The 16,533-nt window shown below is 71.0% G+C and carries 15 protein-coding genes; 7 read left to right on the forward strand and 8 right to left on the reverse strand.

Annotated elements, in window-relative coordinates; translation table 11 throughout:
* Window positions 1-159: 159 nt before the first annotated feature.
* Window positions 160-930 carry a GntR family transcriptional regulator gene (locus GUY61_RS08060; protein WP_166629403.1) on the reverse strand — a complete coding sequence of 257 codons (771 nt, stop codon included), beginning with the start codon at window positions 928-930 and terminating at the stop codon, window positions 160-162.
* Window positions 931-1,217: 287 nt separating this feature from the next.
* Between GUY61_RS08060 and GUY61_RS08065 the strand changes: the two genes are divergently transcribed.
* The 4 genes from GUY61_RS08065 (at window position 1,218) to GUY61_RS08080 (ending at window position 6,087) form a co-directional block, all read left to right on the forward strand.
* Entirely contained in the window at window positions 1,218-2,522 is a 1,305-nt protein-coding gene (locus GUY61_RS08065) for a sugar ABC transporter substrate-binding protein (protein WP_166629378.1), read from the forward strand.
* A 181-nt stretch (window positions 2,523-2,703) separates the two neighbouring features.
* The gene (locus tag GUY61_RS08070) at window positions 2,704-3,690 is read left to right on the forward strand and encodes a carbohydrate ABC transporter permease (protein WP_166629379.1); all 987 of its coding nucleotides are present in this window, start codon (window positions 2,704-2,706) and stop codon (window positions 3,688-3,690) included.
* Window positions 3,687-4,607, forward strand: coding sequence for a carbohydrate ABC transporter permease (locus GUY61_RS08075; RefSeq protein ID WP_166629380.1), 921 nt, complete (start codon window positions 3,687-3,689; stop codon window positions 4,605-4,607). Before GUY61_RS08070 ends, GUY61_RS08075 begins: the two co-directional genes overlap by 4 nt.
* Window positions 4,608-4,614: 7 nt before the next feature.
* Window positions 4,615-6,087, forward strand: coding sequence for a glycoside hydrolase family 3 protein (locus GUY61_RS08080; protein WP_166629381.1), 1,473 nt, complete (start codon window positions 4,615-4,617; stop codon window positions 6,085-6,087).
* Between the two features lie 156 nt (window positions 6,088-6,243).
* On the opposite strand, the gene nagB is transcribed toward GUY61_RS08080, so the two are convergent.
* Window positions 6,244-7,029, reverse strand: coding sequence for a glucosamine-6-phosphate deaminase (gene nagB, locus GUY61_RS08085; protein WP_166629382.1), 786 nt, complete (start codon window positions 7,027-7,029; stop codon window positions 6,244-6,246).
* 821 nt (window positions 7,030-7,850) lie between these two features.
* Here nagB and GUY61_RS08090 point away from each other — a divergent pair.
* Complete coding sequence (locus GUY61_RS08090) at window positions 7,851-9,326, forward strand: sensor histidine kinase (protein ID WP_166629404.1); 1,476 nt, start codon at window positions 7,851-7,853, stop codon at window positions 9,324-9,326.
* Between the two features lie 200 nt (window positions 9,327-9,526).
* Here GUY61_RS08090 and GUY61_RS08095 read toward each other — a convergent pair whose 3' ends face one another.
* Together GUY61_RS08095 and GUY61_RS08100 are read right to left on the reverse strand one after the other, a co-directional pair.
* Window positions 9,527-9,784, reverse strand: coding sequence for a WhiB family transcriptional regulator (locus GUY61_RS08095; protein ID WP_016639615.1), 258 nt, complete (start codon window positions 9,782-9,784; stop codon window positions 9,527-9,529).
* A 317-nt stretch (window positions 9,785-10,101) separates the two neighbouring features.
* The gene (locus GUY61_RS08100) at window positions 10,102-11,070 is read right to left on the reverse strand and encodes a diacylglycerol kinase family protein (protein ID WP_166629383.1); all 969 of its coding nucleotides are present in this window, start codon (window positions 11,068-11,070) and stop codon (window positions 10,102-10,104) included.
* Between the two features lie 103 nt (window positions 11,071-11,173).
* Between GUY61_RS08100 and GUY61_RS08105 the strand changes: the two genes are divergently transcribed.
* Entirely contained in the window at window positions 11,174-11,692 is a 519-nt protein-coding gene (locus GUY61_RS08105) for a hypothetical protein (protein ID WP_313896570.1), read from the forward strand.
* A gap of 54 nt (window positions 11,693-11,746) precedes the next feature.
* Here GUY61_RS08105 and GUY61_RS08110 read toward each other — a convergent pair whose 3' ends face one another.
* From GUY61_RS08110 to GUY61_RS08120, 3 genes are all read right to left on the reverse strand, one after another.
* The gene (locus GUY61_RS08110; RefSeq protein WP_243766271.1) at window positions 11,747-12,697 is read right to left on the reverse strand and encodes an RNA polymerase sigma factor SigF; all 951 of its coding nucleotides are present in this window, start codon (window positions 12,695-12,697) and stop codon (window positions 11,747-11,749) included.
* Between the two features lie 112 nt (window positions 12,698-12,809).
* On the reverse strand, window positions 12,810-13,223 hold the full coding sequence (locus tag GUY61_RS08115) for an anti-sigma regulatory factor (RefSeq protein WP_166629385.1): 414 nt from the start codon (window positions 13,221-13,223) through the stop codon (window positions 12,810-12,812).
* A gap of 256 nt (window positions 13,224-13,479) precedes the next feature.
* Complete coding sequence (locus GUY61_RS08120; protein ID WP_166629386.1) at window positions 13,480-13,740, reverse strand: UBP-type zinc finger domain-containing protein; 261 nt, start codon at window positions 13,738-13,740, stop codon at window positions 13,480-13,482.
* 48 nt (window positions 13,741-13,788) lie between these two features.
* Here GUY61_RS08120 and GUY61_RS08125 point away from each other — a divergent pair, with 48 nt between their 5' ends.
* Window positions 13,789-15,387 carry a Na+/H+ antiporter gene (locus tag GUY61_RS08125; RefSeq protein WP_166629387.1) on the forward strand — a complete coding sequence of 533 codons (1,599 nt, stop codon included), beginning with the start codon at window positions 13,789-13,791 and terminating at the stop codon, window positions 15,385-15,387.
* On the opposite strand, the gene GUY61_RS08130 is transcribed toward GUY61_RS08125, so the two are convergent.
* Window positions 15,366-16,376 (reverse strand): 1-aminocyclopropane-1-carboxylate deaminase/D-cysteine desulfhydrase, encoded by a 1,011-nt coding sequence (locus tag GUY61_RS08130; RefSeq protein WP_166629388.1) that lies wholly within the window; start codon window positions 16,374-16,376, stop codon window positions 15,366-15,368. The genes GUY61_RS08125 and GUY61_RS08130 overlap by 22 nt on opposite strands.
* Window positions 16,377-16,533 lie beyond the last annotated feature (157 nt).

The raw sequence follows: 16,533 nt of genomic DNA on the forward strand, positions 1-16,533 counted from the left end.
GCCTGAAACGCACGGAACCGGAACACCCCCGGACCCCCGGCCGGGGGTGTTCCGGTTCCGTGCGTTTCAGGCCTTCGGCCGCTGAAGCCTCGCGACGCTGTGTTGTCCCGGGTGTCGACCCCCGGACCCCCGGCCGGGGGTGTTCCGGTTCCGTGCGTTTCAGGCCTTCGGCCGCTGAAGCCTCGCGACGAACTTGTACCTGTCGCCGCGGTAGACCGAGCGCACCCATTCCACCGGCTCGCCGTTGGCGTCGAGCGAGTGGCGGGAGAGCATCAGCATCGGCAGTCCGACGTCCGTGCCGAGCAGGCCCGCCTCGCGCGGGGTGGCCAGGGAGGTCTCGATGGTCTCCTCGGCCTCCGCGAGGTGGACGTCGTACACCTCGGCCAGCGCCGTGTAGAGCGAGGTGTACTTCGCCAGGGAGCGGCGCAGTGCAGGGAAGCGTTTCGCGGAGAGGTGCGTGGTCTCGATCGCCATCGGCTCGCCGCTCGCGAGCCGCAGCCGCTCGATCCTCAGTACCCTGCTTCCCTCGGCGATGTCCAGCAGCCCCGCGAGGGTCTCGTCCGCGGTGATGTAGCCGATGTCGAGGAGCTGCGAGGTGGGCTCCAGTCCCTGGGCGCGCATGTCCTCGGTGTACGAGGTGAGCTGGAGCGCCTGGGAGACCTTGGGCTTGGCGACAAAGGTGCCCTTGCCCTGGATGCGCTCCAGCCGGCCCTCGACGACCAGTTCCTGGAGCGCCTGCCTGACCGTCGTGCGCGAGGTGTCGAACTCGGTGGCGAGGGTGCGCTCGGGCGGCACCGGCGTGCCGGGCGGCAGGGTCTCGGTCATCTCCAGGAGATGACGCTTCAGGCGGTAGTACTTGGGCACGCGCGCCGTCCGGGTGGCGGCCCCGTTGCCGGCCTCGTTCTGCGTGCTGCCCCCGTCGGTGCCCATGGCCCGCCTCTCCGACTTCTGTGCTGCTGCCGTCACCGGCTCCTCCGACTCTTGCGGCTCACATGGTGGCACGGTCCGGTCACGGGACGTCTTCCGGTCTCAGGTGTCGGTCCGGTAACGGGACGCGGCAGCCCTCTTATACACCCTTGACACCCCTAAAGGTCTAGGCCAAGCTCCCGGTACTGGTCTAAACCATTAAGGACCGGAACCCGGCCCCACGGGCAGTACCTCAGTCGTATGTCACCGCGGTGGGCAGGGGGGTTGCTGGTTTCCCTGAGGAGGGTGACGTGAAGCGCAAGCTCATTTCGGCGGTCGGTGTGGCGGCGATGATGGCCGGGGCCGTGGCCTGTGGCTCCGACGGCGGTGACAACTCCGCCAAGGACCCCAAGGACCGCGACGAGACGCTCACGGTCTGGCTGATGGTGGACGCGCAGAGCACCTGGCCCGAGCTGGTCAAGGACGTCAACGCGCAGTTCAGGAAGAAGTACCCCAAGGTCGACGTCAAGGTGCAGTACCAGCAGTGGGCCGACAAGGCCAAGAAGCTGGACACCGCGCTGGGCGGCGACTCCTTCCCGGACGTCGTCGAACTCGGCAACACCGAGACGATGCAGTACATCCTCAACGGGGCGCTCGCCGAGATCGATCCCGCGAAGTACGACAACTCCGACACCTGGATCCAGGGCCTGAAGGACACCTGCTCCTTCGAGGGGAAGCTCTACTGCGTCCCCTACTACGCGGGCGCACGCGTCGCGATCTACAACACCGAGATGCTCAAGAAGGGCACCGGCAGCGACAAGCTCCCGGCCACCGAGGACGAGCTGCTCGCCGCGATGGACAAGGTCCAGGCCGAGTACGGCAAGAAGGACAGGCGCTTCTCGCCCCTCTACCTGCCGGGCCGCTACTGGTACGCCGCCATGTCGTACGTCGCCGCCTACGGCGGCAGCATCGCCGAGTACGACGAGGGCGCGAAGGAGTGGAAGGCCTCGCTCTCCTCGCCCGACTCCCAGAAGGGCATCGAGCACTTCGTCAACCTGGTCAAGAAGTACAACAAGGCCGACCAGACCAAGGACGAGCAGGACCACGCCAACGTCATGGCGAACGAGAAGGCCGCCGTGATCTACGGCAACGGCTGGGAGGCCGGCTCCGTCGTCGACGGCAAGAACAACGGCAACCCGAAGCTGGAGGGCAAGATCTCCACCGCCGGCATGCCCGGTCCGAACGGCAAGGCGCTGCCCTCCTTCATCGGCGGCTCCGACCTCGCCGTGACCAGCAAGTCCAAGGTCTCCGACCTGGCCGAGGACTGGGTCTCGATGTTCACCAGTGAGAAGTCGCAGGAAGTCCTCACCTCCAAGAACATCCTCCCGAACAACACCAAGCAGCTCGAGCCGCTGAAGGCGAAGCCGGAGACCGCTCCGATCGCCAACGCCGTGCCGGACGCCTGGTTCACGCCCATCGCCCCGGGCTGGACCTCCATCGAGAAGGAGGAGGTCCTGGAGAACATGCTCCTGGCCATCCTCAAGGGCGACTCCGTGGCCGACGCGGCCAAGGAGGCCGACGCCGAGATCAACGAGCTGATCAACCAGGAGTCCTGAGGCCGCGGGCGGGGCCCGGCGCCGTCCACCGGGCCCCGCCCCGCCCCCGCCCGGCGCATCCCGGCCGTCCCGGCGCACATGCCGGGACGGTGGGGCACCCCCCGGCACCCCCGGCGCGCCGCGGAGCGTCCGGCCCGGTCCGGACAGTCCGGATCAGAGAGCGAATGGAAGGGCCAGTCACGTGACTGCCGTTGACACCCGGGCCGCGGGCCCGCCGGCACAGGTGCCTCGCGCACCCGAGGACCTGGGCCACCACCCGGCGAGGCGGAACCGCAGGAACAAGGGCGCGCTGCTGCCGTACTTCCTGATCCTCCCGGCGATCGTGGCGATCGCCGCCGTCTACGCCTATCCGCTGGCCAGGACGGTCATCATGTCCTTCCAGGACATGGGACGCCGGGAGCTGTGGACCGGAGAGGACCCGCCGTGGGTGGGGTTCGAGCAGTTCACGAACATCCTCGGCGACCCGGAGTTCTGGTCGGTCACCGGCCGCACGGTCCTGTTCATGACCGTGTGCGTCGCCCTGACCATGGGAGTGGGGCTGCTGATGGCCCTGCTGATGCAGCGGCTGTCCACCTGGGTGCGGCTCACACTGACGGCGGCGCTCGTCGCCGCCTGGTCGATGCCGCTGCTGGTGGCCTCCTCCATCTTCCGCTGGCTCGCCGACTCCGACTACGGCCTGGTCAACACGCTGATCGCCAAGGTCGCCGGCGAGGACTTCCTCGGCCACAACTGGTTCCTCGACCCCTGGCAGGGCTTCGCGGTCATCACCGCGCTCGTCGTCTGGGGCGCGATCCCGTTCGTCGTCGTCACGCTCTACGCCGCCCTCACCCAGGTCCCCAAGGAACTGGAGGAGGCCGCCCAGCTGGACGGTGCCAGTCCCTACGGCGTCTACCGCTTCGTCACCTGGCCGGTCATCAAGCCGGTCTTCACCATGGTCGCCACCCTCTCCGTGATCTGGGACTTCAACGTCTTCGGCCAGATATGGCTGCTGCGCGGCAACAAGCCGGAACCGGAGTACGAGACCCTCGGCCTCTACTCCTTCTCCAAGGCCTTCGAGTCCACCTCCTTCAGCCAGGGCACCGCGATCGCCCTGATCACCGTGCTGCTGCTGTCCGGCGTGGCCGTGTACTACCTGCGCCAGCTGATGAAGACAGGAGAGGTCGAATGAGCACCTCCACCGTGTCCGGCGCGTCCGGCACGCCCCGTGCGCCCGGGGCCTCCGCCGCGGCCGGGGGACGGGCCCCGCGGCCGGCCCGGCCCCACCGGAGGAAGAGCCGGCTCGGCTACAACGTCACCGGGCTCGTCTGCACCGTGGTCATGGCCTTCCCGGTCTACTGGCTGGTGGTCAGCGCGCTGCGCCCCAACCACGAGATCCGCTCGTACGACCAGACGCTGTGGCCCTCCTCGATCACCTTCGACAACTTCGCGCGGGCGGTGCGGAAGGAGAACTTCTACACCGCCATCCAGTCCAGCCTGGTCGTCTCCGTCACCGCCGTGATCGGTGGCATGATCATCGCGACGCTCGCCGCCCTCGCGATCGGCCGCTTCCGCTTCTTCGGCCGCCGCTCGCTGCTGATGGTGCTGATCCTGGTCCAGATGCTGCCGCCGACCGCGATGCTCATCCCCATCTACGCACAACTGAACGCGATGGGCGGACTCAACGAGTACTGGGGGCTGATCGTCGTCTACCTGGTCTCCACACTGCCGTTCGCCGTCGTGATGATCCGCGGTTTCGTGGTCAACATCCCGGTGGAGCTGGAGGAGTCGGCCATGGTCGACGGCTGCACACGGATGGGAGCCTTCCGGCGGGTCGTCTTCCCGCTGCTGGCACCCGGGCTCACGGCCGCGTCCATCTTCGCGCTGGTGAACGCGTGGAACGAGTACCTCTTCGCGTACATCCTGATGAACGACAACGACAAGTACACGCTCAACGTGTGGCTGATGACCTTCACCACCGAGCGCGGAACGGACTACGGCGCGCTGATGGCCGCCTCCACCCTGATCGCCCTCCCGGTCGTCGTCTTCTTCATGATCATCCAAGGGAAGATGGCCGCGGGGCTCACCTCCGGCGCAGTGAAGGGCTGACGGATCAATGACGACCTTCGCCAGCGAGACCCTGACCCGCGACGCCCTCGCCGTGCTCCAGCCCGGCTTCACCGGCACCAGCGCCCCCGACTGGCTGCTGCGCCGCCTCGGTGAAGGCCTGTACTCGGTGGGCCTCTTCGGCCGCAACATCGCCACACCGGACCAACTCGCCGGACTCACCGCCCAGCTGCGCGCCGAGCGCCCCGACGTCCTGGTCGCCATCGACGAGGAGGGCGGCGACGTCACCCGCCTCGAAGTGCGCACCGGCTCCTCCTTCCCCGGCAACCACGCACTCGGCGCCGTGGACGACCCCGCGCTGACCCGCGCCGTCGCGCACGAGCTGGGCCGGCGCCTCGCCGAGTGCGGGGTGAACCTCAACTGGGCGCCCAGTGCCGACGTCAACTCCAACCCCGGCAACCCGGTCATAGGCGTACGCTCCTTCGGCGCCGACCCCGCACTGGTGGCCCGGCACACCGCGGCCTACGTCGAGGGCCTCCAGGCCGCCGGCGTCGCCGCCTGCGCCAAGCACTTCCCCGGCCACGGCGACACCAGCGTCGATTCCCACCACGCGCTGCCACGCATCGACGCGGACGCGCGGACACTGCACGACCGTGAACTGGCACCGTTCCGGGCGGCCGTCGCGGCCGGCACGAAGGCGGTGATGAGCGCCCACATCCTGCTTCCCGCCCTCGACCCCTCCCGCCCCGCGACCCTCAGCCCCACGGTGCTCACCGGGCTGCTCCGGGGCGATCTCGGCTTCGACGGGCTGATCGTCACCGACGGCATGGAGATGCAGGCCGTCTCCGCGACGTACGGCATCGAGCGCGGCTCGGTGCTCGCGGTTGCCGCGGGCGCCGACGCGATCTGCGTGGGCGGCGGCCTCGCCGACGAGGAGACGGTGCTGCGGCTGCGCGACGCGCTCGTCTCGGCCGTGCGCGACGGCGAACTCCCGGAGGAGCGGCTCGCGGACGCGGCGGCACGGGTGCGTGCGCTGGGTGCCTGGACCGGCGGACGCTCCCGCGACGCGGGGCCCGCCGACCCGGGAATCGGCCTGGAGGCGGCCCGCCGCGCCCTGCGGATCACACGGAGCGCGGGCTGGGAACCGATCGCGGCCGCCCCCTACGTCGCCGCCTTCACCCCCGTCGCGAACTTCGCGGTCGGCGACGAGACCCCGTGGGGCGTCGCCGCGGAACTGGCCCGGCTGCTGCCGGGCACCACGACCGGCAACTACCCGCGCTCCGAGCCCGAGCGGCTGCTGCGGGAGGCCGGCGACCGGCGCGTCGTCGCGGTCGTGCGGGACGTCCACCGTCATCCCTGGATGGCCGGGGCGCTGGCCGCACTGCTCGCGGCGCGTCCCGACACGGTGGTCGTCGAGATGGGAGTCCCGCAGGCTCCGCCCTGCGGCGCGCTCCACATCGCCACCCACGGCGCGTCCCGCGCCTGCGGCCGCGCGGCGGCGGAAGCCATCACGGCCCCCTGACGCCGCGTCCGCCGCTCACCTCGGGACGAGTGCGGACATGATCGGCGCATGCTCGCGAGGTGGGCGGCACACGCGCGGCCTTCGAGCGGGCCGTGCGACAACCCGGGTGGGCGGTCGTCCGGCTCCGGGGCGTGCCTTGCGGACTCCGCGGGCCCCCTACAGGCCCTGCCAGTGCGGCTTCGCCGCGTACGTCTGGCGGAAGTAGCCGGCCAGCTTCAGGCGTGACGCGGCCGCCTCGTCCACCACGACCGTCGCGTGCGGGTGCAACTGCAGTGCAGAGGCCGGGCAGACGGCGGCGACCGGGCCCTCGACGGCCTGGGCCACCGCCTCCGCCTTGCCCTCGCCGGTGGCCAGCAGGACCACGTGGCGGGCGTCGAGGATGGTGCCGATGCCCTGCGTGATGACGTGGTGGGGCACCTGGGCGACGTCGCCGCCGAAGAAGCGGGCGTTGTCGGCGCGGGTCCGCTCGGTGAGCGTCTTGATGCGGGTACGGGAGGCCAGCGAGGAGCAGGGTTCGTTGAAGCCGATGTGGCCGTCGGTGCCTATGCCGAGGAGCTGGAGGTCGACGCCTCCGGCCTCCGCGAGCGCACGGTCGTAGGCCTCGCACGCGGCCGGGAGGTCCTCCGCGGTCCCGTCGGGACCGATGAACGCCTCCGGCGAGAGCCCGAGCGGCGCGACCACCTCGCGCAGGACGACCGAGCGGTACGACTCCGGGTGCCCCGCGGGCAGTCCCACGTACTCGTCGAGCTGGCAGATCCGGGCTCGCGAGACGTCGGCCTCTCCGGAGCGGACCAGCTCCGCCAGCGCGCGGTAGACGGGCAGGGGGGTGGAGCCTGTGGCTACGCCGAGCAGCGTGTCGGGCTTGCGGGCCAGCAGTTGCGCGAGGGTTCGCGCGACGAGTTCGCCGCCTGCCTTGGCGTCCGGGACGATGACGACTTCCACGCTGGACCTGCCGATCTGAGAGCTGCGGGTGGACGGATGGGCTGGTGGTATAGACCAATCTTGGGTCAATCTACCAGGCGCCCCGGCGCCCGGCCATGGTCGGCCGAAGAGGGGTGGGCGTGCAGAGTGTCCGCGCGCGGCAGCCGGGCCGGCTCGCGTCCGGCGAGATTCCGAGCGGCCCGCCGTGCCGCGCCGGGTGCTGGAGCGCGGCGCCCTGGCCGTCCGGCGGAGGTGCGGGCTGTCCGAGCGGCCCGCCCGGGACGCCCCGCGGCGGAAAGCGGGCCGGTGTGCGAGGCCGCCGCCCTCGGCCGGGTTCCCGGCGCGGTCCGCCGGGCGGACCGGGCAGACCTGGCGGGCCGGGGGCTCGGCCGGGCCCCCGGCGAAGCCGGTCACTGCTGGTCGCCGGAATGGTCGCCGGAATCCCTTGTGCAGGCGGTTGGCTGCGGGCAGGCTTGGGCGTGAACAAAACTTCGACCAGACATGGACAGCCATAAATGGTCTAGTCCACAATGGTCGAAAAGGGGCCCGGACCCACCCGGTCCGGAACAAGACCTCCGCTCTCCCCGCACAGGAGAACGGAATCGAGGCGTCGGTGCCTTCTGCCCTGACTGCGCCCGCCTCACTCTCGGCCCACGGGACCGCACACCCGCAGGCCGATGCAACTCCGGGCTGCGGTGCCCGGGCGGGTTGAGGGTCCCGCCCCGGCGCCGCGGCCCGCGGGTCTTTCCGGGGCCGGTCACGGACGGTGCGGCGGGCGTCGCGCCCCGGCGAGAAGTTCAGGCCCGCACGGGTGCGCGGGTACGCTCGCAGACGTGCCCTCCATGAACGACCTCGTACGCCAGCACACAGCCCTCAGCGACACGGACCTCGAGTGGCTGCATCTGCTGGTCTCGGAGTGGCAGCTGCTCTCCGACCTCTCCTTCGCCGACCTCGTCCTGTGGGTCCCGACGCTCGACGGCACCCGCTATGTCTCGGTCGCCCAGATGAGGCCCAATACGGGCCCGACCTCCTACCAGGACGACATGGTCGGCCACATGGTGCCGCGTGGCCGGCGCCCGATGCTGGACGTCGCCCTGGACGAGGGACGGATCGTACGCGAGGGCGACCCGGAGTGGCGTGAGGAGGTCCCTGTACGGATCGAGTCCATACCGGTGCGGCGCGAGGCCCGGGTACTGGGAGTGATCGCCCGCAACACCAACCTCCTCACCGTGCGGACCCCGAGCCGGCTGGAGCTCACCTACCTCCAGTCGGCCTCCGACCTGGCCCAGATGATCGCGGCCGGGGCCTTCCCCTTCCCGTCCGAGCAGGTGGACATGGACGCCTCGCCGCGCGTCGGCGACGGGCTGATCAGGCTGGACGCCGACGGGGTCGTGCAGTACGCCTCACCGAACGCCCTGTCCGCCTACCACCGGCTCGGGCTGGCCGCCGACCTCGTCGGCCTGCACCTCGGCACGGCCACCGCCGAACTCGCCCCGTCCCGCGGGCCGGTGGACGAGGCGCTGGTCAAGCTCGCCAGCGGCTGGGCGCCGCGCGGGACCGAGGTCGAGGGCAACGACTGCGTCGTGCAGCTGAGGGTCATCCCGCTCAAGCCCAAGGGCCCGCGCATCGGTTCGCTCGTCCTGCTGCGCGACGTCACCGAACTGCGCCGCCGTGAGCGTGAGTTGATCACCAAGGATGCCACCATCCGGGAGATCCACCACCGGGTGAAGAACAATCTCCAGACGGTCGCGGCCCTGCTGCGTCTCCAGGCCCGCAGGATGGACTCGCCGCAGGGGCGCGAGGCGCTCAACGAGGCGGTGCGCAGGGTCGGTTCGATCGCCGTGGTGCACGAGACCCTGTCCCAGGCGCTCGACGAGCGGGTGGAGTTCGACGAGATCGCCGACCGGGTGCTCGCCATGGTCGCCGAGATCTCCCCGGGCACGGTGACCTGCCGGCGCAGCGGCCGCTTCGGGATCCTGGACGCGCAGGTCGCCACCCCACTGTCCATGGTCCTGACCGAGGTGCTGCAGAACGCCCTGGAACACGCCTTCGCGCCGGGGGAGCAGGGCACGGTCGAGGTCGCCGCGGTACGGGGCGGGACGCGCGACGAATCCCGGCTGCTGCTCACCGTGCAGGACGACGGCCGGGGGCTGCCCGGGGGCTTCGATCCCCAGAAGGCCGGCAATCTGGGCCTGCAGATCGTGCGGACCCTGGTGGAGGGGGAGCTGGGCGGCACCTTCGACATGCAGCCCGTACCGGCGCCCGGACGGGGAACCCGGGTCGTACTGGACATTCCCGTACAGGCCGAGAAGCGCTGAGCCGCCGCGGGTGCCGCGCCCGACGGCGCGCGGGTACCCGCGCGCAGGGCGCCGGGTGGAAGCCGGAACAGCAGCAAGCCCCGAAACCGATACGGTTCCGGGGCTCGAAGCTCAATGAGGTCTGCGCTGCGGCTCGGGGGCGGTGATTGCGTACTCTCTGTACGCGCCGCCGGGCTCGGGCTCGTAGCGGGGTGCGGGTGTCAGGCGCTGGCCTGGCGAGCCCGGTTGCGGGCGGCGCGGCGCTTCATCGCGCGACGCTCGTCCTCGCTGAGGCCACCCCAGACGCCGGAGTCCTGGCCGGACTCGAGCGCCCACTGCAGGCACTGCTCCATGACGGGGCAGCGACGGCAGACGGCCTTGGCTTCCTCGATCTGCAGCAGCGCGGGACCGGTGTTGCCGATGGGGAAGAACAGCTCGGGGTCTTCCTCGCGGCAAACGGCGTTGTGACGCCAGTCCATGGCTGCTCCATCTCCTTGGTATTACATGCGGGTTGCTTGTGAATGTGAACGCTTTCACGAATCCCCCGACAAGGGAAGGGCCGACATCCGGATGCCCGGCGTGGTCCTGAGTTCTGAGGAGGGGTTCGGGCTCTCAGTGGACACCGTCTGAGCGGCCGTCCCGATCGCCATGAAGAGACTCGCAAACCTCGACGGCGGATACAACCCCTTCCGAAAAGTTTTTTTTGATTCTTCGGTGTCGACTAGGTCACAGCCGTACTTCCAGGGGGTGGATCCCAGCCTAAACGTTCGACTGAAAGGACTTTCGGCCCTTCCACTCACACAATCACACGCAGTGCACGGCGTACACCTGTGAACGTCACGCTCTTTCGCAGTCCCAGGTGGTCACCGTCCATCTGGAACGGGAGTGGCACCTTCGAATGCAAGGTGAAGTCCGTCAAGTCGTGCAGCGAGGTCGCGTGCTTGCCGTGCGGCCCCTTCTCCGGCGTCGAGAGCAGCAGCTGCGTCGCGTACCGGGTCACCGCGAAGGTGGACATCCGGCTCAGGCCGAGCACGTCCAGGGCCGTGTCGAAAGAGGCCCGCGGGGCGGCGTACACCGGCCGATTCCCCAGGTAGGTCCAGGGAGAGGTGTTGCAGATGATGGAGAGCACCAGACCCTCGACCGGGTCCTCGCCGGGCCGTTCCAGAGTGATCGTCCCGTGCAGGCGGTGCGGGTCCTTGAGGAACTGCTGGAGCGCCTGGCGTATGTAGAGCGGGTGCGTCGACTTCTTGCCACGTTCGCGGTGCTGTTCGACTCTCCCGACGACCCCGGCGTCGAAACCCAGGCCGGCGTTGAAGGTGAACCAGCGCGCCGGAACCCCTTCGTCGTCGCTGCCCGGCGTGCCGGAGGCGAGACCGAGCCCGACGGTGCGTTCCCGTCTCTCGCGCAGCGCGTCCAGCAGGACGCCGGTGGCCTCCACGGCGTCATTGGGCAGCCCGAGCGCCTGCGCGAAGACATTGGTGGATCCGCCCGGTACGACGGCGAGTCCCGGCAGCCGCTCCGGGTCGGGCCCGTCGTGCAGCAGCCCGTTGGCGACCTCGTTGACCGTTCCGTCCCCGCCCAGCGCCACGACCAGGTCCACGTCGCTGCTCTCGGCGGCCCGCCGCCCCAGGTCGCGGGCGTGCCCGCGGTACTCCGTGGTCACGGCCTCCAGCTTCATCTCACTGGCGAGTGCGTGGATCAGCACATCGCGAGTGCGGGCACTGGTGGTGGTGGCTGCCGGGTTGACCACAAGAAGCGCGCGCATGACTCGCACCCTACCTACCCATGGGTACCCCGGCCCAGCCCTTGCCCGCCGGAGCGGGCGGCCCCCGGCCCGCCGGGGCGGGAACGGGGATTACCCTGCAGTGGTGAGCAGCAAGCAGAAGCCCCGCAAGGGCACGGCGCAGCGCAGGCCCCGGCGTGACGCGGGGGAGACCCGCGGGCCCGGCACCGCGGCGTCCGCCGCCGCCCAGCGGTCTGAAGGGCCCGAGGGGCCCAGGCCCGCACGGCTCACCGCGGCAGCGGCCCTCGTGGCCGTCGAGGGCACCGCGCTCGCCGCGGCGGGCCTGACGATGCTGATCGAGACGATGGTGGGGGACCCGGACAGCCCGCGCCAGGCGCTGACGGGCGGGCTCACGATGCTCGTGCTGGCGGCCCTCCCCCTGATCGCCGCCCGCGGGCTGTACTTCCGCCGCAGCTGGAGCCGCGGCCCGGCGCTGATCACCCAGCTGTTGGCTTTCCCGGTCGCCTGGACCCTGACCGGGGGCGACGGACTGCTCGTCCCCTCCGGCTACGCCCTGGCCGTCGTGGCGCTCATCACCCTGGTGCTCCTGGTCAACCCGACGGCCACGCGCGCCCTGGGCATCCGGCCGCCCGGCGACGCGTAGCACCGGCTGCGCGGGCCCCGGTGCGCCGGGGCGGGCGGGAACGGCCGGCCGGGGCTACTCCTCGACGAGGAGCTTCTCGCGCAGCTGTGCGAGCGTGCGCGCCAGCAGCCGGGAAACGTGCATCTGGGAGATGCCGACCTCCTGCGCGATCTGCGACTGGGTCATGTTGCCGAAGAAGCGCAGCAGCAGGATCCGCTTCTCGCGCGGCGGCAGATCCTCCAGCAGCGGCTTGAGCGACTCGCGGTACTCGACGCCCTCCAGGGCCTCGTCCTCGGCGCCGAGGGTGTCGGCGACGGCCGGGGACTCGTCGTCGGTGTCCGGGACGTCCAGCGACAGCGTGGAGTACGCGTTGGCGGACTCCAGGCCCTCCAGGACCTCCTCCTCCGAGATGCCGAGCCGTTCCGCGAGCTCGTGCACCGTCGGCGAGCGCCCGTGCTGCTGGGACAGCTCCGCGGTGGCCGTGGTCAGCGACAGCCGCAGCTCCTGCAGCCGCCGCGGCACCCGCACCGCCCAGCCCTTGTCCCGGAAGTGCCGCTTGATCTCGCCGACCACCGTGGGCGTGGCGTACGTCGAGAACTCCACGCCCCTGTCGGGGTCGAAGCGGTCCACCGACTTGATCAGCCCGATCGTGGCGACCTGGGTCAGGTCGTCCAGCGGCTCACCGCGGTTGCGGAACCGCCTGGCCAGGTGCTCCACCAGCGGAAGATGCATCCGCACCAGCTGATTGCGCAGTTCGGCACGCTCCGGCGAGCCGTCGGGAAGCTCGCGCAGGGCGACGAACATCGCCCGCGCCCCGCTGCGGTCCTGCGGGTCGTGGTGTTCGAGCCGCGGCCCGCGGTCGTGCTCGTGCTCGGTCATGTGTCCCACCCGTCGCCCGCCGCGGCCCTCGACGGAGAGCGCCTCACGTTCGCCCCTCCCCAGCCGTTCCACCTGCTCCGCGCCGTCCACCGTCGGCTCTGGCTCCTCAGGGTGCGGCCGGGCCTGCTGCTCCGGGACGCCCGGCAGCGTGTCCGGCGGGACACCGGGCGTGCGGAGCGTCGGGTCCTCGTCGCCGGAAGCCCCCGGGGGGACACTCCGCGCGCTGCGCTCGTCGTTTCGCACCGGCCTTCCCCGTTCCTCACGCCGGCCCGGGGCCGGCGCCACGCTGTTTGTGCAGGCTGATGCTGACCGTACGGTCGTCGGCGACCGAGGAGGAGACCTTCCCGGCCAGTGCGGACAGCACCGTCCACGCGAAGGTGTCCCGCTCGGGGGCGCGGCCGTCCGTGGTGGGAGCCGAGACGGTCACTTCCAGGGAGTCGTCGACGAGCCGGAACACGCAGCTGAGCACACTGCCCTCGACGGCCTGCTGAAGCAGGATCGCGCACGCCTCGTCGACGGCGATGCGCAGATCCTCGATCTCGTCGAGGGTGAAGTCCAGACGGGCGGCGAGGCCGGCCGTGGCCGTACGCAGCACCGACAGATAGGCACCCGCAGCGGGCAGCCGGACTTCCACGAAGTCCTGGTTACCGGGCTCGCCTGCGATCTGGGACACCCTCACCTCCAAGGGGGCACAAGCTCTTTCGGGGCCGGGGGTCACTCCCCGGTCATGCTGTGTTTCGCCGGTGACGCTATCGCGATCCTTGCCGCCGTGTCGCCCGGGGTCACCCGGCCCCAACCCAGGGCTGTCACTCATGGTAAGCATATGGGCACGGACAGTGGCTAGGGGTCTGCGGCCCCCAAATCGCGGACGGGACCGGACCCGGGGGACCAAGGCTGATGCGGCGGCGCCGGATTGACGTACCCACACGTCAGACGATCGAACCGTCGACATAGCACCAACGCCAGCTCTCCCCCGGCTCGAAGGTCCGCATCACCGGGTGGCCCGTCCGCCGGTGATGCGCCGTGGCGTGCCGCAGGGGGGACGAGTCGCAGCAGCCGACGTGGCCGCATTCCAGACACAGCCGGAGCTGCACCGGGTGGACGCCGGCCTCCAGGCACTGCCGGCACGTCCTGTCGCCCGGTTCGGGCTCCGGTCGCGGCAGGTCCGCGACGTGCGTGCATTCCCTCATGATGGCCAAGCGTACGACGTACCGACGAGACGGAACGGGCCCGAAACGATGGACGCATTGCCTCTGCTTCTGCTGGTGGCGGGCAGCGCCGCCGTCGCGGGCGCGGCGCGCAGGACGCCGGTCCCCGGGCCGCTGCTGCTCGTCGCCGCCGGGCTCGTCCTCTCGTACGTCCCCGGCGTGCCGCACTATGAACTCGACCCCGAGATCGTGCTGCCGCTGGTGCTCCCGCCGCTCCTGCACACCGCGGCGCTCGACAGTTCCTACCTCGACCTGCGGGCCAACGTCCGGCCCGTCGCGCTGCTGTCCGTCGGCTACGTGCTGTTCGCGACACTGGCCGTCGGCTGGATCGCGTATCTCGTCGTGCCCGGTCTGCCGCTGACCGCCGCGCTGGTCCTCGGCGCCGTGATCGCCCCGCCGGACGCCGTCGCGGCCACCGCGATCGCCCGCCGCCTGGGGCTGCCCTCCCGGCTGACGACGATCCTGCAGGGCGAGTCGCTGGTGAACGACGCGACCGCCATCACCGCCTACAACGTCGCGCTGGCCGCCGCCGTGGGCGAGGGCGCCACCTGGGCGGGAGGCCTGGCCGAGTTCGCCGTCGCCGCGATCGGCGGCGTCGGCGTCGGCCTCGCCCTCATGGTGCCGCTGCACTGGCTGCGCACCAGGCTCACCGAGCCGCTGCTCCAGAACACGCTGTCACTGCTCATCCCGTTCTTCGCCTACGCGGCGGCCGAGCAGGTGCACGCCTCGGGTGTGCTCGCGGTGGTCGTCGTCGCGCTCTACCTCGGGCACCGTTCCTGGCAGGTGGACTTCGCCACCCGCCTCCAGGAGGCTGCCGTCTTCAAGATGGTCGCCTTCGTCCTCGAATCGGCCGTCTTCGCGCTCATCGGGTTTCAGCTCCCGGTGGTCGTCGGGGACCTCGCCGGTTACGCGAAGGGCGAGGCGGTGCGGTACGCGCTGGCGGTCTTCGCCGCCGTCGTCGCGGCCCGGTTCCTGTGGGTCTTCCCCGCGACATACGTGCCGCGCCTGCTGTCCCGCCGCATCCGCGAGCGTGAGCCCGGCGTCGACTGGACCGCGCCGACCGTGATCGGCTGGGCCGGGATGCGCGGGGTGGTCTCCCTGGCCATCGCCTTCTCGATCCCGGCGACCGTGCACGACGGCGGCGAGTTCCCGGCCCGCAACCTGGTGCTGTTCCTGACCTTCACCACCGTCATCGGCACGCTGGTCGTGCAGGGGCTCACCCTTCCGGGGCTGATCCGGCTGCTGCGCCTGCCGGGGCGGGACAGGCAGGCGGAGACGCTCGCCGAGGCGCAGGCACAGAACGCGGCCTCCCAAGTCGCGGAACGGCGTCTCGGCGAACTTCTCGCGGACGAGCGCAACGCCCTGCCGGGGCCGCTGGCCGACCGGCTGCGTTCGGTCCTGGAACGGCGCCGCAACGGCGTCTGGGAACGGCTCGGCGCCCCCAACCCGGTCACCGGGGAGTCCGCGGACCAGACCTACCGGCGGCTGTCGAGGGAGATGATCGGCGCCGAACGCTCGGTCTTCGTCGAACTGCGCGACCGGCGGCGCATCGACGACGAGATGCTGCGCACGCTGCTGCGCCGGCTCGACCTGGAGGAGGCGGCCGCCTACCGGGAGGAGAGCGGCTGATCGGGGCTGCCGGTGATCACAGCGGCGACGGATGTGCCGGCGGGGAACGCACCCTCGCCGGCGAGCGTGGTGAGTCCGTAAAGCATCTTGGCGACATAGAGACGTTCCAGGGGTATCCCGTGCCTCCTCTCGAAGTCTTCCGCGAAGGCGTCGAGTTCGGGCGTCGACCTCGCGTACCCGCCGCCGTGGAAGCGGTCGTCCAGCCGCCAGTTTCCGCGCGGCCCGCCGAAGGCCTCGTACTGGAGCCGGTCCACCTCCGCCCCGAGAAAACCACCTCTGAGCACGGGAAACCCGATCGCGCGCTGCCCGGCGCCGAGCCCGGCCGCCATCCCCGCCAGCGTTCCGCCGGTGCCGCAGGCGATCCCGACGACGTCGGCCACACCGTCCAGTTCCCGCCCCAGCGCCACGCAGTTCCGTACGGCGAGGGCGTTGCTGCCCCCCTCGGGGACGACGAGAACGCCGTTCCGGTCCTGTCCGCCGTCGCCACAGGCCCGGGCGCCTGGGCCTGTGGCGTCGGGGTCCGTCGTGTGCGCGTCCGTGGTGTGCGTCCCGCCGGACACCTCCCGCAGGATCGAGGCCAGCACCTCCGGCTCGGCCTTGCGCCGATAAGTCGATCTGTCGATGAAGTGGAGCCGCATGCCGTCCGCCGCGCAGCGGGCCAGCGACGGGTTGAGAGGGCGGGCCGCGAGCTCGTGGCCGCGGACCACTCCGACCGTGGGCAGGCCCAGCAGCCGGCCCGCGGCAGCGGTGGCGCGCAGATGGTTTGAATAGGCGCCGCCGAAGGTGAGCAGCGTCCGGCCGCCCGCGGCGCGCAGGCTTGGCGTCAGCTTGCGGAACTTGTTGCCGACCAGCGCGGGGTGGATCAGGTCGTCGCGCTTGAGCAGCAGCCGCAGACCGCGACGGGCGAAACGCTCGTCCCCGACCGGCAGCAGCGGAGACGGCAGCCTGGGTCCGAGGGCGTCGAGGTCGAGCGCCGCACCACTGGTCATCCTCCTATTGTTGCCGCCTATTGTTGCCGCGCTCCCTGCGGGCTCGTTCGGGCCTGTGCGGCCTGTGGCGCATGTGTGGCCTGTGTGTCCTTATCGCCTGTTGTGACCTGTGGGGCGGGACCGGACGGCGGCCTCTCCGTACGTGCCCGAGGCGCCG

Source organism: Streptomyces sp. GC420 (assembly GCF_009916105.1).
In the GTDB taxonomy this organism is placed as follows: domain Bacteria; phylum Actinomycetota; class Actinomycetes; order Streptomycetales; family Streptomycetaceae; genus Streptomyces.

Coding starts and splice junctions, on each gene's coding strand:
- GUY61_RS08075 (WP_166629380.1), top strand. CDS start 3,687: ATGAGCACCTCCACCGTGTCCGGCGCGTCCGGCACGCCCCGTGCGCCC.
- GUY61_RS08120 (WP_166629386.1), bottom strand. CDS start 13,740: ATGAGGGAATGCACGCACGTCGCGGACCTGCCGCGACCGGAGCCCGAA.
- GUY61_RS08125 (WP_166629387.1), top strand. CDS start 13,789: ATGGACGCATTGCCTCTGCTTCTGCTGGTGGCGGGCAGCGCCGCCGTC.
- GUY61_RS08095 (WP_016639615.1), bottom strand. CDS start 9,784: ATGGACTGGCGTCACAACGCCGTTTGCCGCGAGGAAGACCCCGAGCTG.
- GUY61_RS08100 (WP_166629383.1), bottom strand. CDS start 11,070: ATGCGCGCGCTTCTTGTGGTCAACCCGGCAGCCACCACCACCAGTGCC.
- GUY61_RS08060 (WP_166629403.1), bottom strand. CDS start 930: ATGGGCACCGACGGGGGCAGCACGCAGAACGAGGCCGGCAACGGGGCC.
- GUY61_RS08080 (WP_166629381.1), top strand. CDS start 4,615: ATGACGACCTTCGCCAGCGAGACCCTGACCCGCGACGCCCTCGCCGTG.
- GUY61_RS08130 (WP_166629388.1), bottom strand. CDS start 16,376: ATGACCAGTGGTGCGGCGCTCGACCTCGACGCCCTCGGACCCAGGCTG.
- GUY61_RS08090 (WP_166629404.1), top strand. CDS start 7,851: ATGAACGACCTCGTACGCCAGCACACAGCCCTCAGCGACACGGACCTC.